The organism is Actinoplanes cyaneus (genome assembly GCF_016862095.1).
Taxonomy (GTDB): domain Bacteria; phylum Actinomycetota; class Actinomycetes; order Mycobacteriales; family Micromonosporaceae; genus Actinoplanes; species Actinoplanes cyaneus.
In genome coordinates this window covers 65235-90259 of the sequence record NZ_BOMH01000059.1, presented here as the reverse complement: position 1 = coordinate 90259, position 25025 = coordinate 65235, and the positions used below count along the sequence as shown (strand labels likewise).

Sequence of the window (25025 nt, the reverse complement as noted above, 5' to 3'; positions counted from 1 at the left end):
TAGCTGTCTATACAACCTTGGCGAACGGAGCAGCCCCGTGCCCGTACCGAAACGCGTGTTCGCGTTCTCCTTCCCCGCCCTCCTCGGCCTCCTCGCGCTCCTGTTCACGCTCGCCTCGGCCCCCGCCGCGGCCGCCACCACGCTCACCGTCGCCCAGGCGATCAGCAGCCAGACCGGGTCGTCCGGCACCGTCGCCGGCTACGTCGTCGGCGAGCCGACGGCGACCAGCACCGTCCGGTTCAGCGACTTCACCGGCGACACCGCCCTGGCGATCGCCGACAGCAAGTCGGAAACCAGCACCACCAAGATGCTGTACGTCCAGATCACGGCCTCGTACCGGGCATCGTTCGGCCTGCTCAGCAACCCGTCGCTGATCGGCAAGCAGGTGACCGTCACCGGAACGCTGACCGCCTACTTCTCGCACGCCGGCCTCAAGTCGCCGACCGCGATGGCGCTCGGCGCCTCGCCGACCACCAGCCCGACCGCGACCGCCACCGTCACGCCGACCGCCTCCAGCGGCACCGACGCCTACTACGCAGCCGCCTCCGGCAAGTCCGGAGCCGCGCTCAAGGCCGCCCTGCACACGATCATCTCCACCGGGGTGACGAAGATTTCCTACGACGCCGTCTGGAACGCGTTGAAGGTCACCGACCAGGATCCGGCGAACTCCGCCAACGTGATCCTGATCTACTCCGGCGTCAGCCGCGCCAAGACCCTCAACGGCGGCGACTCCGGCGACTGGAACCGCGAGCACGTCTGGGCCAAGTCCCACGGCGACTTCGGCACCGCCACCGGCCCCGGCACCGACCTGCACCACCTGCGGCCCGAGGACGTGGCGGTCAACGCGCTGCGCAACAACAAGGACTTCGACACCGGCGGCAGCGCGGCCACCGGTGCTCCGGGCAACTACACCGACGCCGACTCGTGGGAGCCGCGCAACGCGGTCAAGGGCGACGTCGCCCGCATGATCTTCTACATGGCGGTGCGCTACGAGGGCGGCGACTCCTGGCCGGACCTCGAGGTCAACAACTCGGTCAGCAACGGCGCCAACCCGTACATCGGGAAGCTCTCGGTCCTCAAGCAGTGGAGCGCCCAGGACCCGCCGGACGCCTTCGAGAAGAACCGGAACCAGGTCATCTACGCGACCTACCAGCACAACCGCAACCCGTTCATCGACCACCCGGAGTGGGTCTCGTCCATCTTCTGACGGGATTCCTGGTTCCGGTCAGAACCTTTCCTCCGGTACGGCCATGGAGTTCCCGCGCGCCCGGCACCGTCGGCATGGTGCCGGGCGCGCGTACCCGCGGACGTGATTCCGGGCGCGCGTAATCGACGCCGTGGTTGCGGGCGCGGAGTCACGCCGCGGCGATTCCGGGCGCGCGTATGTCCGCCGTCCGCGCCCGCTGACCCTTGCCTCAGTTACGCCCGTCCCGGTGATTTCTTCCCCGGTGCTCGCCCCGGCTCAGCGGGGCCGGCGCCTGCCCCCTGCCCGGCGGACCGCTGGGCAGGGACGGGCAGGCCGCTGCTTGCGGATCGTGCGATCGCAAGCGAGCGACCTGCCCACGGCGAATCGGTCAGCCCAGGCGGACCTTCAGGGTGGAGAGAGCCGGTTGGATGCCGACGACGGTGCCGGCCGGGTAGCGGAGGGTGTGGTCGCGTTCGGTGGAAACAATCACCACGCCGATCCGGTGGCCGGGTGCGAAGACGTGGTCGGTGCTCTGCAAGGTCCACGTGAACGTGTACGGACGGCCGGGTACCACCGGGGTCGTCCGCGAAGGTGACGTGCGGTTACGGACGTCGAGCCAGCCACGGGTGACGATCTCGTACGGGGTCGTGGCGGTCATGTACTCACGCCGGTTGAAGCATCCCGGGTCGCCCTCGATGCCGGGACCGACGCAGTCCTGCTCGGTGAGCGTCCGCACGCCCGCGAAGCGCTCGGCCGGACCGTAGTCGACCAGGAGCGCCGTCAGGTACGGCGAAGCACCGTTGACATCCGCGCGGACGGTGATCTCCGGCGTACCGGAGATGCGGGTCTCTCTGGTGAGCGGCCGGAACTGATAGACGAGGCGGTTCGGGTCAGTCGTCTCCGGAGTCGCGGTCAGCTCCTCGGCGGTCCGCGCCGGATTGTCGACGAAGGTCTCCCGGGTGCCCGGGCCGAGGCGTAGCGACACCGGGCGGGTCGACGGGACCGGCCAGGTGGACGCCGTGCGCCACTGGTTCGGCGCCACTTCGACGTCGGCCATCGGCTCGCGCATGATGCCGGTGTCGATCCGGTACAACCAGTAGTCGAACCACTTGTTCAGCGTCGACAGCCACACGTCCCGGCGGATGTTGAACGGGTCGGTGTGCGCGGCCTGGTGCAACCAGATCTTGCGCGGGACGTGCCGCGCGGCCAGCCCGTCCCACCACTGACCTGCTTGAAGGGTACGGACGTTCTCGTCGTGCAGGCCGTGCACCAGGAACACGCTGGCGCGCACCTTGTTCACGTCACGGGTGTAGTCGCGCTCGGCCCAGAACGCGCTGTAGTCGCCGGTCTCGCGATCCTGCGCGCGTTCGATGGCGTCCATCACGCCCGCGCAGACTTCCGGATTCGCCCTGGTGAGCACGGCTCTCGCCAGTACGTCCAGATCCTCGCCCTGGAAGCCGCCCGGCGCCACCACCCCGCCGTTGGCGCGGTAGTAGTCGTACCAGCTGGAGATGCCGGCGATGGGGACGATCGTCTCCAGGCCCTCGACGCCGGTCGACGCCACGGCGTTCGGCAGCGTGCCGTTGTAGGAGACGCCGATCATCCCGGTGCGCCCGGTCGACCAGTCCGCGCGTACGCGGTTGCCGCCGGCGTCGAAGGCCTTCGCGCGCCCGTTCAGCCAGTCGACGACGGCCTTCATCCCGAGCGTCTCGTTGCGGCCGCCGGAGGTCGGGCAACCGGTCGAACCGCCGGCGCCGAGACTGTCGGCGAAAACCACCGCGTATCCACGCGGCACGAAGTAGTTGTCCAGGTAGCCGGCGAAGGTGATGCTTTCCGCCCGGTCGGCGGCGGAGCCTTTCGCGAGGCCGGCGGCGCCGCTCCGGTCGATGTCGTCATGATTGGGTACGTCGTTGAGCCCGGCGTAATACGGACTCGCCTGGAAGATGACAGGAACTTTCTTGCTCGCCGCCGGGCGGATGATCCGCACGGCGACCCGGTCGGGCTGCCCGTCGAAGTCGCTGTCCACGCCGGTCTGCACCCAGACCTGCTCGCGGATGGCCTGCGTGTAGTCGTAGGTCGGCTGGGTTCCCGGTGGTGTGGCCGCCGGCTGCGCGGACGCGGCGGCCGACGGCGTGAGTAGGACGGCAATCACAGCAATCGATGCGGCAAGTCGCATCGCGTCACCATATCGCCGTTCATCTATTCAGCGCGATACACGGAACGGCGGGCATGGATCGGGAGGACGGGCGGCCTCGCGGACGGGCGGCGTGACGGACCGGCGGCGTGACAGACCGGCGGCGTGACGGACCGGTCACCTGAGGCTGGGCGGAGGTTCTCCGGCCGTACGGGAAACGAGATCTTGATTGTCCTCTCGCCACGCCGGCGGGGGGACGGTGTCCGGTCGCAGGCAGCCGATCACCAGGAACAATCCGAGGATGTTGGCGGTGAAGACAATTACCGTCACGATCAGCGGCACCGGACTGTCCCATCCGCGTTGCAGCGGCGCCTGCGCGGCAGCGGCGAGTGCCACGACGGTCGTCACCGCGGCGCCTGTGAGGTAGGCGCGTCTCGTGCGGACCGCGCCGACCAGGACGGCGGCGGCCGGGCACACCAGGGCCAGAAGCGCCATGACGGCGAGGGTGGCGACGGCGATCCGGAACCGGAAGGACCCGGGTTGCCCGTCCATGAAGAAGGCGAACGTCGGCAGAACTGCGGCAATGGCCGTGAGCAGGGCGACAACCGCGTCGACAAGGATGATCACCGCGGCGGCGACAGCGGCTTTCGGGGCGCGAGCGTGGTCCATGGGGGAAACCTATGGCCTGCGATGTACCGCGGGGCGTCGCGTCCGCCGTTCTGCACGCAATCTTCACACCAGTCCGATCCGGTCAGGATCGGCGTCCGGGGCTGCGGGAATCCGTCTGTCAGGGGGCGATCTCGCCGGAACCACGAGGGATCAGCGAGGCAGGGATCACCACGGTCTCGGGCGGGCCGGAGTGACCGCTGATCCGGGCGAACGCCAACCGCGCCGCCTCGCGGCCGAGGGCGACCATGTCGTGGGCGACCACCGTGGTGCCGACCACGTCGGCCAGCTCGAAGTCGTCGAAACCGACCAGCGCCGGCGGCCGGGATCGGCGGGCGAGGATCCGCAGAGCTCCGGTGGTGAGCCGGTTGTTGGTGGTGAAAATTGCCGTCGGTGGCTCGTCCAGGTCGAGCAGTGCGCTTATCGTGCGCTCCGCGGTGGCCGCGTCGTGGATGTCGGTGCGCAGGTATCGGTCCCAGTCCGGGTTGCCGGCCCGGCGCATCGCGGCGGCGAAGCCGTCGATGCGAGCGCGCTGCGACGCCGTCCGGGCCAGGTCGGCGACCAGCGCGATCCGGCGGTGACCACCGGCGAGCAGGTGCTCGGCGGCCGCGCGGGCGCCGCCCTCGTTGTCGATCAGGACACTGTCCGCGGCGAGGCCCTGCGGCGGACGGTCCAGGAACACCACCGGCACACCGCCGATGTCGTCGCGGGCCAGGTATTCCTGACCGCCGCCGCTGGGCACGATCAGGAGCGCGCGGACCCGGCGTTCCAGGAAGACGTCGACCAGGTTCCGCTCCTGGCTGACGTTCTCGTCGTTGTTGGCGGTCACCAGCAGCAGCCCGTGCCGGCGCAGCTCCCGCTCGGCACCGCTCGCGACCGCGGAGTAGAAAGGATTCGCCAGGTCGCCGCTGATCAAGCCGACCATGGCGGACGTGCCGCCGCGCCGGAGCTCGCGGGCCAGGCCGTTGAGGCGGTAACCGAGCTGCTCGGCGGCGGCTCGGACCCGCTGGCCGGTCTCCTCGGCGACGTTGGGCTCACTGTTGAGCGCCCGGGAGGCGGTTTTCAGGCTGACACCGGCCAGCGCCGCGACCTGGCTCAGGGTCGGCAGCCGGACGGCCGGATCATCGGCGGGCATGTCACTCCGGGTGCGCGGTCGGCGAGGGCCCCAGTATGTCATCCCGGCCCGCCACCGCCGCATCACCGCAGCGTGCGCCGAAAAGAACCTACCTCACCACGGCATCCGGCGCCTGACGGCGGGAACGCGGCAACGTTCGCCAGACCGCGGTGAGGAGCAGAGCCCCCGCCGCCGCCCCGAGGGCCGGAGTCACGGCCAGGAGAACGACGACTCCCAGGACCAGGGCCGACCAGACGACAGCCCGCAGCACGGTGTCGAGGCCGGGCACGCCGGTCGGGCGCTCCGTGCTCCACCGGGGCAGCCAGGCGACGGCCGCGGCCACCGCCAGGGCGCCGAGGATCCCGGCCGCCGTGCGCGCCACCGGCGGCCATCCGAAGCGATCGCTTGCGGCGAAGGCGGCGGCCACCACGCACACCGCCCACACCTTGCCCAGCAGCCACCGCGCCGCGCGGCCCGTGCGTCCGTTCCCGCTCTCACCGTTCACGCGCGCGGCGTACCCCGGAATCGGCACTTTCATGCATATCAACGTGTGCTGATTCCGGGGAGCGCCGAGGATGGTGGGAACTACCGCCGGAGGGCGCGGCGAGCGAGGAAGTTACCGAGGAACTGCCCGGCCTGGACGATCACGATGATCGTGGCGACCGTGATGTAGACGACCGTCCAGTTGTAGCGCTGGGAACCATAGGTGACCGCGAAGTCGCCGAGCCCACCGCCGCCGACCAGGCCGGCCTGCGCGGACATGTCCACCACGGCCACGAAGATGAACGTGTAGCCGAGGATGACCGGGCCGAGCGCCTCCGGCAGTACCACGGTGAACAGGATGCTCAACGGGCGCGCGCCGGCCGCCCGGGCCGCCTCGATGACCCCCGGATCGACAGCGATCAGGGTCTGTTCGATGATCCGGCTGACCGCGAACGCCGCCCCGAGAGTCAAGCCGAACGTGACCGCGTCCGCGCCGATGGTCGTCCCGATCGTGGCCAGCATGACCGGTTGCAGCGCCAGGAGGAAGATGACGAACGGGATCGGCCGGACGATGTTGACCAGGATGTTCACGACGATGAACACCGGCCGGTTGGAGAGCAGGTTGCCCGGCCGGGTGGCGTAGAGCACCAGGCCCAGGAGCAGGCCGAGCAGTCCGCCGAGGACGACCGAGATGCCGACGATGTAGAACGTGGTCCCGATCGCCTCGCGGAAGATCGGCAGGTTGCTGAGGAACTCGTCCACGTCAGTCGTTCTCCTCGGTCACGTCGATGCCACCGGCGCGCAGCTCGGCGAGCGCCGCGTCGATGCCGTCGGCCGGGCCGGTCAGCTCGAAGGTGAGGCTGCCCACGGCACGTTCCTGCAGCTCACTGATGCCGCCGAAGACCAGGTCGGCGGTGACGCCGTGCGCGAAGAAGGTTTTCGCCAATCCGGTCCGTGCGCGGACCGCGACCGTGACCAGACGCCCGGGATGGGTCCGGCGCAGCCGGGCGAGAACTTCCGGCGACGGGCGGTCGCGCAGCGCGTCGCGAACGAAATCGGCCGCGACGTCGCTCGCCGGGTTGGCGAAGACGTCGTAGACCGGGCCCGCCTCGGCGATCCGCCCACTGTCCATGACCGCGACCCGGTCGGCCACGGTCCGGATCACGTCGAGCTCGTGCGTGATCAGCAGGATGGTGACGCCGAGCTCCTTGTTGACCCGCCCCAGCAGCGCCAGCACCTCGGCCGTGGTCTTCGGGTCGAGCGCGCTGGTCGCCTCGTCGGCGAGCAGCAGCGACGGCTCCGTAGCGAGGGCCCGGGCGATGCCGACGCGCTGCTTCTGGCCGCCGGAGAGCTGCTCGGGGTGGTCGTGGGCGCGGTCGAGCAGGCCGACGAAGTCGAGCAGCCGGGCCACCCGCCGGTCGCGTTCGGCCCGGTCGACGCCGGCGACCTTCAGCGGGTACGCCACGTTGCCGGCGATCGTGCGCGACCGGAACAGGTTGAACTGCTGGAAGATCATGCCGATGTCACGGCGTACCGCGCGCTGATCCTTCTCGGCCAGCGCGGTGATCTCGTGGTCGCCGACCCACACCTCGCCAGTGGTGGGCGTCTCCAGGCCGTTGATCAGCCGGATGAGGGTGCTCTTGCCGGCGCCGGAGTGACCGATGACGCCGAACACCTCGCCCTTGGCGACTTCCAGGCTGACGTCGTCCAGGGCGACCACCCGGGACCCGTCACGGCCCCGGGTGAACGTCTTGGAGACATTCTTCAGACGTACGTGCGTCACGGATCTACTTACCCGCCGCGACAGCCTGGTCCTGAACCTTCTTGAGCAGCGCCTGCAGGTCGGCGGCGGAAACCGTCCGCAGCACCGCGGTGCCGCCGTTCTCCTCCTGCACTCCCTTCTCCACGGACGGGTCGTGGTAGAGATCGGCGAGCTTCAGGTACGTCGGGTTGTCCTTGTCCGCGGCGCGGGCGGTGAAGATGTTCACGTAGGGTGCGGCACTCTCGCCGGCCGGGTCGTCCTGGAAGATCGCCGCGTCACGGGGCAGCTTCGCGCTGGTGGCGTAGTTGTTGTTGACGATGGCGCCGACCACCGAGCCGCTCTGCAGCGCGCCCGCGGTCTGCGACGCGTCGAGGGTGACCACCTCGACCTTCTTGGTCTGCACGTCGGCGGTGCTGGAGAACGCGCTGCCGCCGTCCTTCAGCGTGACCAGGCCGGCCGCCTGCAGGACGAGCAGCCCGCGCGCCTGGTTGATGGCGTCGTTGGGGATGGCGATCTTGGCGTCCGCCGGGAAGTCCGTGGCCTGCTTGTACTTCAGCGAGTAGAGCGGCAGCGGGTAGACGGCGGTGGACCCGATCGGCTGCAGGTCGTCCTTGGCGGTGACGTTGTAGTTCGCCAGGTACTGGATGTGCTGGAACTGGTTGAGCTCCAGCTGCTTCTGCTTCAGCGCCGGGTTGGGCTGGCTGTAGTCGCTGAAGTTGACCAGCTCGACGGTCACGTTCAGCTTCTGCTTCGCCAGATCGGTGTAGGTCTTCCAGTACGGCGCGGACGCGTCGGCGACGCCGATCCGCACGGTCTGCGCCTTCGTGGCGCCGTCGGCGTCGTCATCCTGGCCGGCGACGACGGCGACGACCACGCCGGCCGCCACCACGACGGCGGCCGCGGCGGCGAGCCAGGGCCAGCGGCTCCGCTTACGGGTGGGCAGAACCGGCTGGTCGGACTGGTCTGACATCTGTGACTCCGAACAATGATCGATTAACTCGGTGGAGCCACAATAACCTACCTAGCCGATAGGAAAAATGTGGGGTGCGTCTATGCGGACGGAGGAACTTTTCTGCGTCACGCCGGGGTTGCCCAGCACCGCAATTCAGGACGAAGGTTTTCTTCTACGACGCAACAGGGGCGCGCCGCACCGGATGCGGCGGAATCCGAATCCGGGCGACAGGGTGGGCACTGCGGCGGTGGGCACTGCGGCGCTCACCGAGTCACCGAGATCGGTGCCGGCCGCGCCCCGACGGGCGGCCGGTCAGTCGTCGACACGCAGGTCAGAGTGGCGGCCTACCTGCCAGTCGTCGACACGCAGGCCGGAGTGGCCGGCGACCGGTCAGTGGTCGAGGCGTCAGGTCAGGGTGGCGGGCGGCCGGTCAGTCGTCGAGGCGCAGGTCGGGGTGGCGGCCGGCGATCGTGCGCATCCGCCAGCGGTGCGGGAACACCGCCAGCAGCGCCCCGTCGCGCACCCGCGTCATCACCTCGACGTTCGACTCGGTCCGCAGGATCTCGCGGCCGGCCTCGTCGGTGCGCGCCGCCACCTCGTACGGCAAATGGTTGAGGTTGACCTTGACGCCGAACTCGGCCTCGAGGCGATGGGTGGCGACCTCGAACTGCATCGGGCCCACCGCGGCGAACACCGGCACGCCGTCGCCGCGCTGCTCCGAGCGCAGGACCTGGACCACGCCCTCGCCGTCGAGCTGCTCGATGCCGCGGCGGAACCGCTTGTACGTCGAGGTGTCGGTGGCGGTCACCGCCGCGAAGTGCTCCGGCGGGAACGACGGCAGCGGCGGGTACTGCACCGGCGCGCCGACGTAAAGGGTGTCGCCGATGCCGAGGGTCGTGGCGTTGACCAGGCCGATCACGTCGCCCGGGTACGCCTCGTCGATCGTCTCGCGGCCCTGGCCGAAGATCTGCTGCGCGTACTTGGTGGCGAACGGCTTGCCGGTGCCGGCGTGCGTCACGATCATGCCGCGCTCGAACTTGCCGGAGTTGATCCGGACAAAGGCGAGCTGGTCACGGTGGGTGCGGTTCATGTTCGCCTGGATCTTGAACACGAACCCGGAGAAGGCGCCGTCGACCGGGTGGTCGTCGCCGGCAACGGTCGGCCGGGCCGAGGCCGGGGGCGCCAGCTCGACAAGAATGTTCAGGAGCTGACGCACGCCGAGGTTCGCCACCGCCGCGCCGAAAAGCACCGGTGTGCTCTTCGCGGCAAGAAACTCCTTGTCGTCGAAGTCGGCGCCGGTCATCTCCAGCAGCTCGAGCTCCTCGTTCGCGGTTGTCCAGTCCGCGCCGAACCGCTCGGCGGCCTCCTCGGCGCTCATCTCCTCCTCGATGGCGAGGTCGGCGCCGCCGGGCGAGCGTTCCATCCGGATGAACTGGCCGGTGCGCCTGTCGATGACACCGCGGAAGTGCCCGGCGATGCCGACCGGCCAGGTCAGCGGGGTGGGCTTGAGCCCGATCCGCTGCTCGATCTCGTCCATCAGCGCGAGCGCGTCGAGGCCCGGCCGGTCCCACTTGTTGATGAACGTCATGACCGGGATGTTGCGCTGCCGGCACACCTCGAACAGTTTGAGCGTCTGCGGCTCCAGGCCCTTCGCGGCGTCGAGCAGCATCACCGCGCTGTCGACCGCGGTCAGCACCCGGTACGTGTCCTCGGAGAAGTCCGCGTGACCGGGCGTGTCCAGCAGGTTGATCACGGTGTCGTGGTACGAGAACTGCAGCGCGGCCGAGGTGACCGAGATGCCGCGCTCCTGCTCCATCGCCATCCAGTCGGAGACCACACCCTTGCGGTCGCCCTTGCCGTGGACCGCGCCGGCCTGCCCGATCACCCGCGCGTGCAGCGCCAGGGCCTCGGTCATCGTCGACTTACCGGCGTCCGGGTGCGAAATCACCGCGAAAGTCCGCCTCCGGCCCGCTTCCACGGCGACATTTTCCGCCGACGCCGGCACGTTCTGACTCACGATCCGCTCCCCCAACTGCCACATCCTCGACCTGAAACCGTATCCCGTCGACCGTGATCACCGGCGGTAAGGGGTGGTGATGGCTCTCACCCGACGCGGCGGCCACCTGGTGCGCGGTCGGCCCGTGACCGAGGGTGAGGCTCCACAGTGGCCTGGACCACAGTTTAGTTCAATCAGTTGCTTTAAAAGTTGCTCTTGGGTTGGCTCTCCGTACCGGACGAACCTTGCGAAAGGCCCCACCATGCCGCCCACGCCCCACCGCTACCGGCCCGACGAACTCGAGGCCCTGCGCGCCCGGTACCGAGCGGAGCGTGACCGTCGCATCCGCCCGGAGGGCACCGCCCAGTACCGGCGCGCCGCCGGCGAGTTCGGCTACTACGCCAAGGACCCCTACACCGCGTGGATCGAGCGCGAGCCGGTGCACGACCGCGTCGAGGTGGTGGTGGTCGGCGCCGGGTTCGGCGGGCTGCTGACCGGCGCGCGGCTGCGGCAGGCCGGGGTCGAGAGCATCCGGATGATCGACGAGGCGGGCGACGTCGGCGGCACGTGGTACTGGAACCGGTACCCCGGCATCCACTGCGACATCGAGGCAACGGTCTACATGCCGCTCCTCGAGGAGGTCGGGTACGTCCCGAAGTGGCGGTACGCGCCCGGCGAAGAGATCCGCCAGCACTGCGTCGCCATCGCGAAGCAATTCGACCTGTACGCCGACACCATGTTCCAGACGCGCGTCACCGAGCTGCGCTGGGACGAGGACGCGGCCGAGTGGCACGTGCAGACCGACCGCGGCGACAGTTTCCGCGCCCGGTACGTCGTCGTCGGCTCCGGCACCCTCACCCAGCCGAAACTCCCCGGTATCCCGGGCATCGAGACGTTCCGCGGCCACACGTTCCACACCAGCCGGTGGGATCACGGTTACGACCTGTCCGGCAAGCGCGTCGCCGTGATCGGCACCGGCGCCACCGGCGTGCAGGTGATCCCGTCGATCGCGCCCGAGGCCGGGCACCTCTACGTCTTCCAGCGCACCCCGTCGTCGGTGGACGTGCGCGGCAACCGGCCGACCGACCCGGAGTGGGCGGCGTCGCTGGAGCCGGGCTGGCAGCGCGAGCGGATGGAGAACTTTCTTGCCGTGGTGACCGGCGGTCACGTCGAGCAGGACCTGATCGACGACGGGTGGACCAGCACCGCCCGTCTGCAGCGGCAGATGCTGACCGGCACCGTCGACACGTCCATCTCCGCCGAGGAACGCGAGTACCTCGACGAGCTCGCCGACTTCCGCAAGATGGACGAGATCCGCGCCCGGGTCGACGAGATCGTCACGGACCCGGCCACCGCCGAGGCGCTCAAGCCCTGGTACCGGTACATGTGCAAGCGGCCCACGTTCAGCGATTTCTACCTGCAGACGTTCAACCGGCCGAACGTCACGCTCGTCGACACCGCCGGCCACGGCGGGATCACCGCGATGACGGAGACGTCGCTCGTCGTCGGTGACGACGAATACGAGGTCGACTGCGTCATCTTCGCGACCGGCTTCGAGGTCGGCATCTCCGGCGTCATCTCGGGGACCCTTCCCGTGTACGGCCGTGGTGGGCTCCCGCTGCTCGGGCACTGGCGCAACGGGCCCCGCACGCTGCACGGCTTCTACAGCCACGGCTTCCCGAACCTGTTCCACCTGGGTTCGTTGCAGAACGCCGCGGCGGTGAACTTCGTCCACGTCCTGCAGGAGCAGGCCACCCACATCGCGGCCGTGATCGGCGAGGCCGCGCGACGCGACGTGAAGTGGGTGGAGCCGAGCACCGAGGCCGAGGACCGGTGGATCGCCACGATCCGGGAGACCGCGCCGGACAACTACAAGTTCCTGGCCGAGTGCACGCCGGGCTACTACAACGGCGAGGGCAAGCCGCGGCCGGTCAACAACTCGTTCGGCCCAGGCCCGGTCGTCTTCCACGACCTGCTGCGCCACTGGCGGTCCTCCGGAGGCCTGAACGAGGTCCTTCACGAGGGTTGATTCACGTCTCGCCACGGCGGAGGTTTTCTGCGCCGCCCGGTCGACCCACGCCGCCGCAAGAAATGTGCTGCCGGCGGGCCTCAGCAACCGCGCCGCAGGATCTCCTCTACGCGGACCGACCGGCTTCGCGCCGCCTCGGAAGCTGCCATGGACAGGCCTCGGAAGCTGCCGTGGTCGGAAGGAACGACTTCGCGCCGCTGCGGGAGGTGCGGTGCGAAGGGTGACCGGCTTTGGGTCGCTACGCGGGTCCAACGGGGTCGCGTTCGGGCCGGACGGCCGTCGGAACGGCGCGCCGCCACGGTGATTTCCTGCGAAGGTGGATCGATGAACTCCGAGTTCGTCCCCGCGACGCGACCGATTCTGCCCGGCTTCCATCCCGATCCGAGCGTGTGCCGTGTCGGCGACACGTACTGGATGGTGTGCTCGAGTTTCGAATACGCGCCCGGCGTCCCGCTGTTCCGCTCGGACGACCTGATCACTTGGGAGCAGGCCGGGAACGTGCTCGCCCGGCCGTCCCAGCTCGACGTCAAGGGCTCGGCCCCGTCGGGCGGGATCTACGCGCCGACCCTGCGGCACCACGACGGGCGCTTCTGGATGATCACCACGAACTGGTCGGACCGGCAGGGGCAGATTCTGACCTGGACCGATGATCCGGCCGGGGAATGGGCCGACCCCGTACGGCTGCCGGAGGTGAAGGGAATCGACCCCGATCTGGCCTGGGATGCGGACGGGACCTGCTATCTCACCTTCTCCGGGTGGGTCGAGGGCGGAACGTCCCGCATCGTGCAGCAGGTGATCGATCCGTCGACCGGTGCGATCCTTTCCGGTCAGACCGAACTCTGGAGCGGAACCGGCGGGAAGTGGCCCGAAGCTCCGCACCTGTACCGGATCGGCGACTTCTGGTACCTGCTGATCGCGGAGGGCGGCACCGAGCGCGGCCACGCCGTGACGATCGCGCGCGGCCCGTCGCCGAGCGGGCCGTTCACACCGTGCCCGGACAATCCGCTGCTCACGGCACGCGGGACGGACCGCGCCGCGCAGAGCACCGGCCACGCCGACCTCGTCCGGCGCCCGGACGGCAGCTGGGCGATCGTCTACCACGGGACACGGCCGCGCGGCGCGACGCCCGAGTGGCACGTGCTCGGCCGGGAGACGTTCGCGAGCAACGTCGCGTGGGCCGGTGGATGGCCGGAACTGACCACCCCGATCGAACCGACCGGCGCCGCGGCGGTGACGATCGACGAGCTCGGGGACACGCTGCCGCCGTCCTGGGCGGGCGCGAGCCGCTTCGCCGGGGAGGTGCTCCGCCGTACCGCGCAGGGGTGGTGCCTGGCCGGTCCCGCCTTCACCGGCCGGCGCCATCAGCACCACGACGTGCGCGTCACCGCGACCATCGACGCCCGGCACGGCACCGGCGGTCTCGAGATCCGCATCGACCCGCGGCACCGGCTGACGATCGAGGTCAACGGCTCGGGGGTACGGGCCGTCGCGCAGATCGGCGACCTGGTCAGCACTCTGGGCCGGGCCGATGTGGCCGATCCCGGCAGCGTGCACGTCGAGTTGCGCGCGACGACGGAAAGCACCTTCACCGGCCCGGACCAGCTCGTCGCCGTCGTCGTCGGCGGGGTGGAGCTGGGCCGCATGGACGGCCGTTACCTGTCGACCGAGGTCGCGGGCGGCTTCACCGGTCGCATGATCGGCGTCCGGGCGGACAGCGGCGAGCTGGGCGTCACCGCGTTCACGTACCACGGATCCACATCCAGCGATGGACCGTTGTAGAGTCCGGGCACATGGGCTGGGAGTTCATCGTTCCGTAACGTCCGCGACATGACTCCCCGCCGACTCTGGCCGGCCCGCTCAGCCGCGATACTCCTTGTCGCGTTGCTCGCCGCCGCCCTCGCCGTCACCACGTTCACCCCCGCGAACGCCGCCGCCACGCTCACCCCGGTCGGCTCCTTCGGCAGCAACCCCGGCGCGCTGAAGATGTACGCCTACGTCCCGGACGGCCTGCCCGCCGGCCGTCCGCTGGTCGTGGCGCTGCACGGCTGCACGCAGAGCGCCTCCGACTACTACTCGCACTCCGGCTGGCCCAAGTACGCCGACCTCTATAGGGCGGCAGTTGTCTTCCCCGAGCAGACCAGCGGCAACAACGCCCTCTCCTGCTTCAACTGGTTCACGGCCGGGGACATCGCCCGCGGCCAGGGTGAGGCGCTGTCGATCAAGCAGATGGTGGACAAAGCCGTCTCCGCGTACGGATCGGATCCCGCCCGCGTCTACGTGACGGGACTTTCCGCCGGTGGCGCGATGACGGCGGTGATGCTTTCCGCCTATCCCGATGTCTTCGCCGGTGGCGCCGTCGTCGCCGGGCTGCCCTACAACTGCGGCACCGTCTGCCAGTACCAGGCGCAGAGCAAGACCCCCGCGCAGTGGGGAACCCTGGTCCGCAACGCGAATCCCGGTTACGCCGGGCCGTGGCCGAAGGTCGGCATCTGGTACGGCACCGCGGACACCACCGTCGTCCCGGCGAACGCCACCGAGCTGCGTGACCAGTGGACGAACGTGCACGGCGTCGCGCAGACCCCGACCTCGACGGAGGCGCTGCCCGGCTCGACGACCGTGGAGCACTACGGCAGCGCGGTGACGCTCTACAAGGTCCAGGGCATCGCCCACGGGACACCGGTCGCGCCCGGCAGCGCGGAGAACCAGTGCGGGACGACCGGCACGTACTACCTCAACTCGATCTGCTCGTCGTACTACATCGCGCGGTCCTGGGGTCTGACCGGTGGAGGCGGGACGACGCCGCCGAGCACCAGCCCCACGCCGTCGGTCTCACCCACCGCGCAGCCCTGCTTCACGGCCAGCAACTACGCGCACACCACCGCCGGACGCGCCCACCAGTCGGGCGGCAACACCTACGCCAACGGCTCCGACCAGGCGATGGGGCTGTGGAACACGTTCACCACCCACACCCTGCGGCAGACCGGACCGAACCATTACGTGGTCGCCGACGGCCAGTGTTAACCCACGGCGGGCGGCCGCTTCCCTTCACGGCCGCCCGCCGTTGCCGTACGCAAGAAAGATTCATTCCTCGTGGAACGAAGGAATCTCCTCCGCGCGGCGGTAGCCGCCCCCGCTGTCCCGCTCGCCGCGACCGTCCTGGGCGCCGAGCCGGCCACGGCCTCGTCAGCGAAGTTCGACACGCACGACCCGCGGTTCGCGCTCGCCGTCCTGCCCGACACGCAGTACCTGTTCGACGCGGACAGCGCCGACCCGGCGCCGCTGCGGGCAACCTTCAAGTACCTGCTGGAGCAGCGCGCCGAGGACAACGTCGCCTTCCTCACCCACCTGGGCGACGTCACCGAGCACGGCACCGAGCAGGAGATCAGCCTGGCCGGGACGACGTTCAAGGCCATCGACGGGCGTCTTCCGTACAGCGTGCTCGCCGGCAATCACGACGTCAGCTCCGGCACCGACGACCAGCGCGGCGACACGCCGTACCGCAAAGTCTTCGGTCCTGATCGTTTCCGGCGCTCGGCGACCTTCCTCGGATCGTCGGCGGACGGCTACAACAGCGCCCACCGGATCGCGGCGGCCGGCCGGGAGTGGCTGATCCTGGCGCTCGACTGGCGCATTTCGGACGCGGGAATCGCGTGGGCCCGGACGGTCCTGAAGCAGAACCCGACGCTGCCGGCGATCGTGACGACCCACGACCTGGCGTACGCCGATGACGCCGGTCAGGCGTACCTGTCCGGAAACGGTCAGCGGATGTGGGACAAGCTGATCAAGGACAACGACCAGATCTTCCTGACCCTCAACGGTCACTACTGGCCGCCCGGGCGGACCGTGCTGAAGAACGCCGCCGGTCACGACGTGCACGTCCACATCACCAACTACCAGGACCGGTACTACGGCGGCGCCGGGATGATCCGGCTCTACCACTTCGACCTGGTGCGCGGGCGCATCGACGTGGAGACGTTCGCGCCGTGGTTCCTCAACCGCGACGCCGGGAAGCGGACCCCGCTGGAGGCCGAGACGATCGAGCTGACCAGCGACGTCGACCGGTTCAGCCTGGCCATCGACTTCACGTCGCGCTTCGCCGGCTTCGCGCCGCCGGTGCTGCCCGCGCCGCGCCCGGCCGCCCAGGTCGTCGACCGGCACACGGCCGCCTACTGGCGCTTCGAGGGCGACGTCGAGAAGGTGAAGGACCTTTCCGGCAGGGGCAACGACCTGACGGTACGGCGTCTGACCGCGAACGATCGCCTCACCGTCTCCACCGAGCACCATGCCGGCGCGCCTGCTCACTCCAGTGTCCGCTTCGACGGCGGTTCCGGCCGCGGCGCGCTGCTGCAGACCGCCGCGAACGCCCCGCTGAACAGCATGACCTTCCTCGACGGCTACACGTTCGAGACGTTCATCAAGCTGCCCGAGCCGTTCGAGGGCAAGCACGACTGGATGGGCATCTTCAGCTGGGAGGGGCGCAGCGGCGACGCCGGCAAGCACAGCGGCTGGTCCGACCTGGAGCCGACATGCAGCCTGAACCTGTCGCCGGAAAGGTTCCTCCAGTACGTGCTCTACACCGCCGACGGTGACCACAACCCGACGTCGTGGAGCCACGCGCTTCCGGTCGGGGTCTGGCACCACGTGGCGGTCGTCAACGACGGCAAGCGCAGCGTCGTGTGGGTCAACGGCTCGAAGATCGCCCGGAATCCCACCCAGCCGTCACACGGAGTCGCCACGACCGGCCGGCCGTTCACGCTCGGCGGCACGTCGTTCGACCTGCGGTACGACCAGAGTTTCTACGGCTGGATCGGTGACACCCGGATCACTGCGCGCGCGCTGCGCCCCGAGCAGTTCCTCCCGGCCGGCCACTTCCGCTAGGCCGGCCACCGGGGCGGCCCGCCGGCGCACGGCGCGGCCGCCCCCGGCCCTCACTCCCCCTCGGCCCACTGTTCGCTGTGGCGATGACGATTCAGGCCCGCCGCGGCATACTCGTCGATCGCGTCGCCGCGGCGCACGCCCAGCCATCGCAGCAGCGCGTTCGCGGCCATGCCGTCGCGGTGGTCCACGACCACGTAGTGCTTGTCGCCCTCGCCCGGCATGTTCGCGGTGAACCGCGGGCCCCACGCGACCTCGCCGTCCCGCCAGGCGATCGCCGCGTGGAAACCGCCACCGCCGAAGAACTCCGAGTGCAGGTAGGCCACCGTCCCGCGCCGGGACAACTCGCGCGCCCGTTCCGCGATCCCGGTGGTCAGGTCGTAGAAGCCCGCCACCCGTTCGTCATCTCCGAGTTCGCCGGTCAACGGGAGCAGGGCCAGGCCACTCCCCGCTGCCAGGGGCACCGCTCCGGGGATCTCCTGCTCGGTGGATCTGAACAACAGCACGCGCAAGGTTCCGGCCACGCCGACAGTTGTACAACCCATCGGCGACCGGGCTGGAGCGTCGCGCACCTCGTCATCCTGCGCGGCGTCCAGCCGGCGGGCTTGCCTCTCACGTGCGGGGCAGGGGTTAGCGTCGGCGCCCCGCAGACAGCGAACGCCGGAGGAACCTTTCATGCGCGAGATCCGGGTGGCATCCCCGACCGAACTGATCGTCGCCGAGACGCCGATGCCGGTGCCCGGGCCGGGCGAGGTGCTCGTCCGCAACCGGTACTTCACCGTGGTCGCGGCGCTGCGAACCCTGCTCGCCGGTGGCGTGCCGGGCGCGCCGATGCCGGCGCTGCGGACCGGCGACGTCCCGTCCGGCCCGGCGATCGGCGAGATCGTGGACGGCCCGGGCACCGGGAGACTGGTCCGGCACCTGCGCGGCTGGCGGGAGTACGCGACCGTCCCGCTGGCCGAGACCGATCCGGTCGACGAGACGTTGCCCGACCCGGTCGCCCACTTCGCGAACGGCGCCGCCGCCTACGGCGCGCTGACCCGCGCGGTGACGATCGCCCCGGGTGACACCGTGCTCGTCACCGGCGGCGCCGGCTCGGTCGGCACGATGGCCGGCCAGATCGCCCGGCTCCTCGGCGCCGGGCGGGTGGTCGGCAGCACCGGCTCCGCGGGCAAGGCCGACCGGATGCTCGCGCTCGGCTACGACGCGGTCGTCACCCGCCCGATCGGCGACCAGCTGGCGAAGGCCGCCCCGGACGGCGTCGACGTCATCTTCGACACCGTAGGCGGCGACGACCTGCGGGCCGCGCTCGGCGCCGCGAACCGACGGGCCCGGGTGGCGCTGATCGGCTCGCTCGCCGGCCAGCTCGGCGCGCACGGCACCGGCACCACCGGCCCGGTCGAGATCGACACGTACCAGCTGATCCTGAAACAGATCACGATGACCGGCCACGTCGGCGGGAACCCGGAGATCAGCGCCGAATGGGACGCGCGCTACGCGGCCTGGCTGCGCGCTGGCAGAATCGAGTTCCCGCATGTCCTCGTCGACGGCATCGAGCAGGCGCCGCAGGCGTTGCGGGACGTGTGGCGGGGACGCCACCTGGGCACGGTGGTCGTCAGGCTCGCATAGGGGGCGCGCATGCGGATCGGGGATGCGGCGGCAGCGGCCGGCGCCACGCCACGGGCACTGCGCTTCTATGAGGAGAACGGCCTGCTCCCACCGCCCCGGCGCACCGCCACGGGCCAGCGCGTCTACGGTCCCCGCGAGGTGGAGCGCGTGCGGTTGATCCGTCAACTGCTCAGTTTGGGCCTGACGATCGCCGACGTCCGGGCCTGCGCCGACCGTCTCGACGTCCTCAGACAGGACCAGCTTCCGCCGTACGGCGGTGCCGGCGCCTGCACCCGGCCACCGGACGTGGTCACCGACCGGATCGCCGCCATGGATGCGGAGATCGCCCGATTGAGCGCGCTGCGCGATCAACTGGCGTCCACCATCCGGCCCTCGTAACGCATTTGTCCTGGCCGATATGGTCCTTGCGTGACCAAGGCACTGTCGGTGTTGCTGTTCATCCCGTTCCTGGTCGTCACGGTGCTGGCGTTCGCCGCGGTGATCCGGCGCCTGCTCGGGGTGCGGGTCGGCCCGGGGCGCACGCTGCTCGCCGCGATCCTGGCGACCGTGGTCACCTCGCCGGTGCTGGCCGCGCTGGCGCCGCCCGACCCGGCGAGCGTGAGCGCCGCCGAGGGCATGCTGCTGATCCTCGCCGCGGCCAGCGTCTCCGCGCTGATCGCGATGGTGGTCGTGGTCGTCCTGGAGGTGCTGCTCCCGGCCGGGACGCTGCCCGGGCCGGTGGAGGCGTGGCGCGGCACGCGGCGGCGCGTCGACCGGGCCCGGCGGTACTCGGCGATCGTCCGGATTGCGCTGCGCCACGGCCTCGGCCGTTTCCTGCGCGGTCAGGGCCGGGGGCCGACGTCCGCGGCGGCCCGGCGGCGGCTGGCCCGGTCCCTGCGGGACGCGCTCGACGAGGGCGGGGTCACGTTCGTCAAGGTCGGGCAGCTGCTGTCGACCCGCCGTGACCTGCTGCCGGCCGAATTCGTCGAGGAGCTGACCGCCTTGCAGGACCGGGCCGCGCCGGTGCCCTGGTCCGAGCTCACCCTCGACACGTCGGCCTTCGCCGAGGTCGACCGCGAGCCCCTCGCGGCAGCGTCGGTGGCCCAGGTCCACGCCGCACGCCTGACCGACGGCACGCCTGTCGTGGTCAAGGTGCGCCGGCCCGGCATCGCGACGGTCGTCGAGCGGGACCTGGACATCCTGCTGCGGCTTGCGGACGTCCTGGAGGCGCGCACGTCGTGGGGGCGCTCGTTCGGGGTGCGTGCGCTCGCCCTCGGCTTCGCCGACGCGCTGCGCGAGGAACTCGACTTCACCGTGGAACGCGACAACCTGCAGACGATGGCGGCGGCCCTGGCGAGCTCGCCGCGGCGCGGGGTCGAGGTCCCCTACGCGTACGCGGAACTCAGCACCGACCGGGTCCTGGTGATGCGGCGGTTGGCCGGCACCCCGCTCGGTGCGGCGTCACCGGTCCTGGACGGCCTCGGTGACGCGCGGCGCCAGGAGATCGCGGCCGGACTGCTCGACAGCCTGCTCGACCAGGTCCTGGTGCACGGCATCTTCCACGCCGACCTGCACCCGGGAAACCTGCTGGTCGCGACGGACGGCTCGCTCGGCATGCTCGACCTCGGCTCGGTCGGGCGCCTCGACGCGGTGACCCGGTCCGCGGTCGGGCGCCTGCTCGCCGCGGTCGGCCAGGGTGACGCGGTCGGCGCCTGTGACGCGCTGCTCGACCTGTCCGACCGCAGCGGCGAGGTCGACGAGCGGGACCTGCAGCGGGCGCTGGGCATGCTGCTGGTCCGATACGCCGCGCCGGGCAGCAGCGCCGGGGTGGCCGCCGTCTCCGCACTGCTGCGGACCTTCACCTCGTACGGGCTGGGGCTGCCCGCCCCGGTCGCCGCCGTCTTCCGGGCCTTCGCCACCCTCGAGGGCACGCTCGGCCTGCTGCGCCCCGGCTTCGACCTGCTGGCCGCCGCCCGCGACTCCGGCCATCGGCGGCTCACCGAGACGTTCGCGCCGCGCGTGCTGGAGCAGGAACTGCTCGCGCTGCTCCCGATGATGCGCGGGCTGCCCCGCCGCCTGGACCGCCTCGGCGACGCGGCCGAGAACGGGCGGCTGCGCCTCAACGTCCGCCTGTTCTCCGACGACCAGGACCGGCGCCTGGTCACCGGCCTGGTCCACCAGGCGCTGCTCACGGTCATCGGCGCGGCCGCCGGGGTGATGGCGGCCATGCTGCTGGGCAGTGGCGACGGGCCGCGGGTGACGACGACCATCGGCCTGTTCCCGATCCTCGGTTACGGCCTGCTGATCATCTCGGTCGTCCTGATCCTGCGCGTCCTGGTCATCGTCCTGCGCCGCGACTAGGCATAAGCCATCAACCGAGGGGGTGCGGCTTGCCCAGCCGCGGTCACCCGCCATGATCCCCGCCGACCCCGCTCCGGTGCCGGGCTGGTCACGGCGCGCAGGCGATCGCGAACGGTAGCCCTGACATCCTGATGGGATGCGCAGGCTCAGTGACGAGGAGTTCAAGGCCACCCACGTCCCGGAGCCGGAGCCTGTCGATCTGGACATGGCGCCGCCGTTCGACTTCTGGGAGTACTTCGAGGCCATTCCTCCGGAACACTTCGGCGGGCATGACTTCTCGGAGGGACGGGTGCCCCACGCCTGGAACATGCCCGGGACGGCGCTCCAGCACGTGCTCGTGGAATGCGAGACACCCAACGTGTTCCTCGTGCTGGTCCTCGACGTGCCGGGCGGTTCAGTGGCCGGGCATCATCTCCTCGACCTGAATCGGCTTTATGGCCTTACGTGAGACGGGCATCAGTAAGTTGTTCCGCTGAGCGCCCGATCGACCCCTGATAGCCCCGGTCCGTCAGCCGCGGGGTTGCACCATGCCAAGCCGCGGTCGCCGTGATACCCGTGGTGGCCCGCCAAGCCTCCGCCAGCTCCGCTCCGGCGCCGGCCAGGGCGCGGCTCACGCCTGCCGGCTGGCTCACCGTGGCTACCGACGGAGCAACACCAGGGTGACGACCAGTCTGCGGCTCACGGCTGGTTTCCACGGTGGTCATCGCGGCGGATCACCACGGTCGGAACCAGCGCGCTTCCGGCTGGCGTTCACCGTGGTCGTGTGGCCGCCGCGGCAACCACGGTGACGACCAGCCAGAACCCTCGCGCCGCCGTAACGTCGGGTGAGGAGCGGAGGTTGAACGACAGACTGAGAGCGCGTGCCGTTGGTTCCACCGCGTGGAAGGCCGGGGTCAGTCCATCCGGGCCGGGTCCGGCGGCTGCCAGAACGGGTCGTTGCTGTCGCCGGTCATCCTGGCCCGGGCCGCCAGCGCACGCCGGTGTGCCAGGCGGCGGCTGAGCGCCCCCGCCGGGCCGGGCAGCAGGAACGCCAGCACGACCAGCGCGGCCAGTACGGCTCCGGCCCAGATCAGCACCGTGCTCAGCGTTCTGAGCCCGCTGGACGGCGTCGTCCAGGTCGCATTCGCGGGTGTCCCGGAGGTCACCGCCGCAGCCGGGTTGACGACACCGTCGACGGCCGTGGCCCGCACCTGCCGGGCGGCGTCGGCGGCGTGCAGTCCGGGGTGGGCGGAGCGGACCAGTGCGACGGTGCCCGCCACGAACGCCGCGGCGTAGTCGGTTCCGATGCCCGCGCCGTCTCCGGCGGGGTCGGCCGCGCCGGGCGCCGCCACCTCGGGCGGCGTGCCGGTGTCCGCGCCGGCGAGGAGCAGGCCGTCCACCGGTTCCAGCGGCACGGTCGCGGGCACGACGACGACCACGTCGTGGGCGATCGCGTCGCGGATCGCGGTCACCACCGCCGTGTCGTCGGCGTCCACCTGACCACCGATGAGCAGCACCTGGGCGCCCGACTCGGCGGCGACGCCGATGGCTCTCACCGCCGTACCGGAAACGATGTTGTCGCCGCCGGTCTTGAGCGGCAGGATCCGGGCCTGCGGCGCGATGCCGGAGTGCTCGCGGTCGCCGGCGACGATCCCGGCCAGGGTGGTGGCCGTGCCCTCGCAGCTCAGGTCGCCACGGCCGGTGCCCGCGGCCATGTCGGCGCCCGGGGTGACCCGGCCGGCCAGCCCGTGAGCCGCGCCGTCCACCCCGGAGCCGAGGATCGCGACCGTGATGCCCGTGCCGTCCGCCCGGGACCAGGCCTCGCTCAGCGGCGGCCGGAGTTGTGTCCGGTCCGCCGGGGCGGCAGCGCCCGCCTGCTTGGCACAGGTCGAGTCGGCGGTCTCCTCCGGGATCTTGCCGTACCGCAGTTCGGCGCCGGCGGCGTCCCACGGCAGGCGCAGGATCCAGCCCTCGTGCAGCCGGCTCGCGTCGGTGAGCCGCTCGTCGTCCCACTGGATGCGGCCGGCGTTGAGGCGCAGGATCTCGCCGGCCCGGTTGCCGTCGCCGAGGAAGCGTTCCGCGATCTCGCGGAGGTTCTCGGGTTTGTCCTGGTAGGCGCCGGTGACCGTGTAGGACACCTCGGTGCTGGTCGCGGCCGCGGCGGGCACCGCGCTCACGCCGGTCACCGCTGCCACCAGGACGGCGACCGTTGCCGTGCGGACCGTCGTCCGGTTCGTCATCGGGAGGACTCCGGGTTCTTGGTGAGGGCCCATTCGTGGTCGTCGCCGGCCATGCACGGGACGAGCGCCAGCCGTACGCCGGCACCGCCGTTTCCCGCGCCGGGAACGTCGATGCACATGTCGGTGGCCGTGTTGTGCAGCCAGTAGTACTGCCGGCCGTCGTCGACGAGCCGCTTCTCCAGCCGGAACAGCTGGTTGTCGTCCTCGGCGCAGCCGGTCTCGCTCAGCACGCTGCTCGACGGGTAGGTCCCGGCGCCGGGCGGGTCGACGCAGAGCTTGTCCGAGACGTTCCGGATCCAGTAGAGCTCGTCGTCGGTCCTCTTGTCGGTCCCGCGCGGCTCGAACGTCCACTGCTCGGTGGAGCCGGCAGCCGCGGAGCAGGCGGACTGGTTCACGCTGCCGCCGTCGACCATGGCGTCGTGCCGGGACCGGTCGATGCAGTCGCGGGTGGTGAGGTTCTGCAGGAAGTACGGGCCGTAAGGGCCGCCCGAGCCACCGTCCGCGCCCTTGAGGGGCGGCTGGTCGTCGTCGACCGCCTGGGCCGGCGCTGCTTGAGCCGGCGCCGTCCGGGCCGGTGCCGCCGAGGTGGGGGTGACCGGCCGCAGCGTCTCGACCGGACCGGTGGTCTTGCCGGCAAGGCGGGTGTCCGCCGTGTACTCGCTCTGCGCCCGGGTCACGGCGGCGAGCAGCGTGGCGGTCGTGGCGCCGGTGCCGTACGTGAACGCGGCGAGCGCGGCGTCGTACTTCCCGCCACCCTGTTTCACCAGCTTGCACATGGTGGCGCCGAGCGCCGGGATGGCCACGGCCGGGTCCCACGGCGACTTCTGCGCGGCGCCGCTCACGGTCGCCGTCCACACCTGGGGCAGGAACCCGGCGACGCCCTGCTCGCCGGCCGGGCCGAGCCGGTCGGCGTCGAATCCGGACGTCGCCATGATCTGCGCCGCGATCCGGGCCGGCGGCATCTCCGGGCAGATGCTGCCCGCGGCGACGACCGCGGCCACGTCCTGGTCCGGGACGGCGACGATCTCGCCCGTCGCGGGGGTGGACGGTGCCGCGCCGCCGGTGGCCAGCGCGGGTTGTGCCGCATACCAGGCGGCGTAGCCCTCGACGGTCCGCACGTAGTCGCCGGCGGCGTCCGGGATGCGGCCCGCGGCGGCGACCTGGTCCATGCCGACCTGATAGGCGGCGAGCGCCAGGTGCCACGGGTCGTCGCCGGAGCGGACCGCGCGGGCCTGGCCGATCTGCCGGCACATCAGGTGGGCGAGCGCGGTGATCGCGGCCTCACGGTCGGTGGGAGAGGCTTCCGGGCTGGGCTGGTTGCGCTGCCACTGGTCGGCGGTCAGCGCCGCCACCCCGGTACGGCCGCCGGTGCGCATCTCCGGGACCGGCTGGTCACCGAAGTACGACGCGGCCATGACCTGCCCGGCGAGCCGGGCGGGGGTCAGCGCGGGGCAGGACGACGCCGCGTTCACGACGATCCGCACGTCCGGTGCGGAGAGCCGCGCGCCGGCCCGGGGTTGCGCGGCGCCGGCTGCCTGCCGGGCCACGAATCCTCCGCCGGCGAGCACGGCGGCGAGCGCCAGCAGGGCGCCCAGCGTCACCGGGCGGCTCAGCCTCGGCGTACGGGACACGGGGTTTCC

Annotated in this window: 20 protein-coding genes; 9 read left to right on the top strand and 11 right to left on the bottom strand. The window is 70.9% G+C overall.

Going from position 1 to position 25025, the window contains the following annotated elements; all coding sequences use genetic code 11:
- Nucleotides 1-37 precede the first annotated feature (37 nt).
- A complete protein-coding gene (locus Acy02nite_RS35615; protein WP_203751480.1) occupies nt 38-1207 on the top strand; it encodes an endonuclease in 1170 nt (389 codons plus the stop codon).
- Between the two features lie 367 nt (nt 1208-1574).
- On the opposite strand, the gene Acy02nite_RS35610 is transcribed toward Acy02nite_RS35615, so the two are convergent.
- The 8 genes from Acy02nite_RS35610 to Acy02nite_RS35575 all read right to left on the bottom strand — a co-directional run bounded on the left by Acy02nite_RS35610 (nt 1575) and on the right by Acy02nite_RS35575 (nt 10338).
- Nucleotides 1575-3362, bottom strand: a complete 1788-nt coding sequence (locus Acy02nite_RS35610) for a Xaa-Pro dipeptidyl-peptidase (RefSeq protein ID WP_203751468.1) — start codon at nt 3360-3362, stop codon at nt 1575-1577.
- Between the two features lie 135 nt (nt 3363-3497).
- Nucleotides 3498-3989: a hypothetical protein gene (locus tag Acy02nite_RS35605; RefSeq protein ID WP_203751465.1), complete on the bottom strand. Its 492-nt coding sequence runs from the start codon at nt 3987-3989 to the stop codon at nt 3498-3500.
- Between the two features lie 118 nt (nt 3990-4107).
- The gene (locus tag Acy02nite_RS35600) at nt 4108-5121 is read right to left on the bottom strand and encodes a LacI family DNA-binding transcriptional regulator (protein WP_203751462.1); all 1014 of its coding nucleotides are present in this window, start codon (nt 5119-5121) and stop codon (nt 4108-4110) included.
- Nucleotides 5122-5209: 88 nt separating this feature from the next.
- Entirely contained in the window at nt 5210-5638 is a 429-nt protein-coding gene (locus Acy02nite_RS35595; protein WP_203751460.1) for a hypothetical protein, read from the bottom strand.
- A gap of 47 nt (nt 5639-5685) precedes the next feature.
- Nucleotides 5686-6345, bottom strand: coding sequence for a methionine ABC transporter permease (locus Acy02nite_RS35590; protein ID WP_203751457.1), 660 nt, complete (start codon nt 6343-6345; stop codon nt 5686-5688).
- Between the two features lies 1 nt (nt 6346).
- On the bottom strand, nt 6347-7366 hold the full coding sequence (locus tag Acy02nite_RS35585) for a methionine ABC transporter ATP-binding protein (RefSeq protein WP_203751454.1): 1020 nt from the start codon (nt 7364-7366) through the stop codon (nt 6347-6349).
- Nucleotides 7367-7370: 4 nt separating this feature from the next.
- Complete coding sequence (locus Acy02nite_RS35580; protein WP_203751451.1) at nt 7371-8315, bottom strand: MetQ/NlpA family ABC transporter substrate-binding protein; 945 nt, start codon at nt 8313-8315, stop codon at nt 7371-7373.
- A gap of 412 nt (nt 8316-8727) precedes the next feature.
- On the bottom strand, nt 8728-10338 hold the full coding sequence (locus Acy02nite_RS35575; protein ID WP_267548549.1) for a peptide chain release factor 3: 1611 nt from the start codon (nt 10336-10338) through the stop codon (nt 8728-8730).
- A 217-nt stretch (nt 10339-10555) separates the two neighbouring features.
- Between Acy02nite_RS35575 and Acy02nite_RS35570 the strand changes: the two genes are divergently transcribed.
- The 4 genes from Acy02nite_RS35570 (at nt 10556) to Acy02nite_RS35555 (ending at nt 17200) form a co-directional block, all read left to right on the top strand.
- Entirely contained in the window at nt 10556-12322 is a 1767-nt protein-coding gene (locus Acy02nite_RS35570; protein WP_203751445.1) for a flavin-containing monooxygenase, read from the top strand.
- A 324-nt stretch (nt 12323-12646) separates the two neighbouring features.
- A complete protein-coding gene (locus Acy02nite_RS35565) occupies nt 12647-14101 on the top strand; it encodes a glycoside hydrolase family 43 protein (protein WP_203751442.1) in 1455 nt (484 codons plus the stop codon).
- 48 nt (nt 14102-14149) lie between these two features.
- Nucleotides 14150-15343, top strand: coding sequence for an extracellular catalytic domain type 1 short-chain-length polyhydroxyalkanoate depolymerase (locus tag Acy02nite_RS35560; protein ID WP_203751439.1), 1194 nt, complete (start codon nt 14150-14152; stop codon nt 15341-15343).
- A 69-nt stretch (nt 15344-15412) separates the two neighbouring features.
- Nucleotides 15413-17200: a LamG-like jellyroll fold domain-containing protein gene (locus tag Acy02nite_RS35555; protein ID WP_203751436.1), complete on the top strand. Its 1788-nt coding sequence runs from the start codon at nt 15413-15415 to the stop codon at nt 17198-17200.
- 50 nt (nt 17201-17250) lie between these two features.
- Here the strand turns inward: Acy02nite_RS35555 and Acy02nite_RS35550 are convergent, their stop codons facing one another.
- Entirely contained in the window at nt 17251-17721 is a 471-nt protein-coding gene (locus Acy02nite_RS35550; RefSeq protein WP_203751433.1) for a hypothetical protein, read from the bottom strand.
- Nucleotides 17722-17872: 151 nt separating this feature from the next.
- Between Acy02nite_RS35550 and Acy02nite_RS35545 the strand changes: the two genes are divergently transcribed.
- The 4 genes from Acy02nite_RS35545 to Acy02nite_RS35530 all read left to right on the top strand — a co-directional run bounded on the left by Acy02nite_RS35545 (nt 17873) and on the right by Acy02nite_RS35530 (nt 21614).
- Nucleotides 17873-18826 carry an MDR family NADP-dependent oxidoreductase gene (locus Acy02nite_RS35545; RefSeq protein ID WP_203751430.1) on the top strand — a complete coding sequence of 318 codons (954 nt, stop codon included), beginning with the start codon at nt 17873-17875 and terminating at the stop codon, nt 18824-18826.
- A gap of 9 nt (nt 18827-18835) precedes the next feature.
- Entirely contained in the window at nt 18836-19204 is a 369-nt protein-coding gene (locus Acy02nite_RS35540) for a MerR family transcriptional regulator (RefSeq protein ID WP_203751427.1), read from the top strand.
- Between the two features lie 30 nt (nt 19205-19234).
- Nucleotides 19235-21166: an ABC1 kinase family protein gene (locus Acy02nite_RS35535; protein WP_239175485.1), complete on the top strand. Its 1932-nt coding sequence runs from the start codon at nt 19235-19237 to the stop codon at nt 21164-21166.
- 136 nt (nt 21167-21302) lie between these two features.
- Nucleotides 21303-21614, top strand: coding sequence for a hypothetical protein (locus Acy02nite_RS35530; protein WP_203751424.1), 312 nt, complete (start codon nt 21303-21305; stop codon nt 21612-21614).
- Between the two features lie 445 nt (nt 21615-22059).
- On the opposite strand, the gene Acy02nite_RS35525 is transcribed toward Acy02nite_RS35530, so the two are convergent.
- Nucleotides 22060-23385 (bottom strand): type VII secretion-associated serine protease mycosin, encoded by a 1326-nt coding sequence (locus tag Acy02nite_RS35525; protein WP_203751421.1) that lies wholly within the window; start codon nt 23383-23385, stop codon nt 22060-22062.
- Nucleotides 23382-25016, bottom strand: coding sequence for an RICIN domain-containing protein (locus Acy02nite_RS35520; RefSeq protein ID WP_203751418.1), 1635 nt, complete (start codon nt 25014-25016; stop codon nt 23382-23384). Before Acy02nite_RS35520 ends, Acy02nite_RS35525 begins: the two co-directional genes overlap by 4 nt.
- Nucleotides 25017-25025 lie beyond the last annotated feature (9 nt).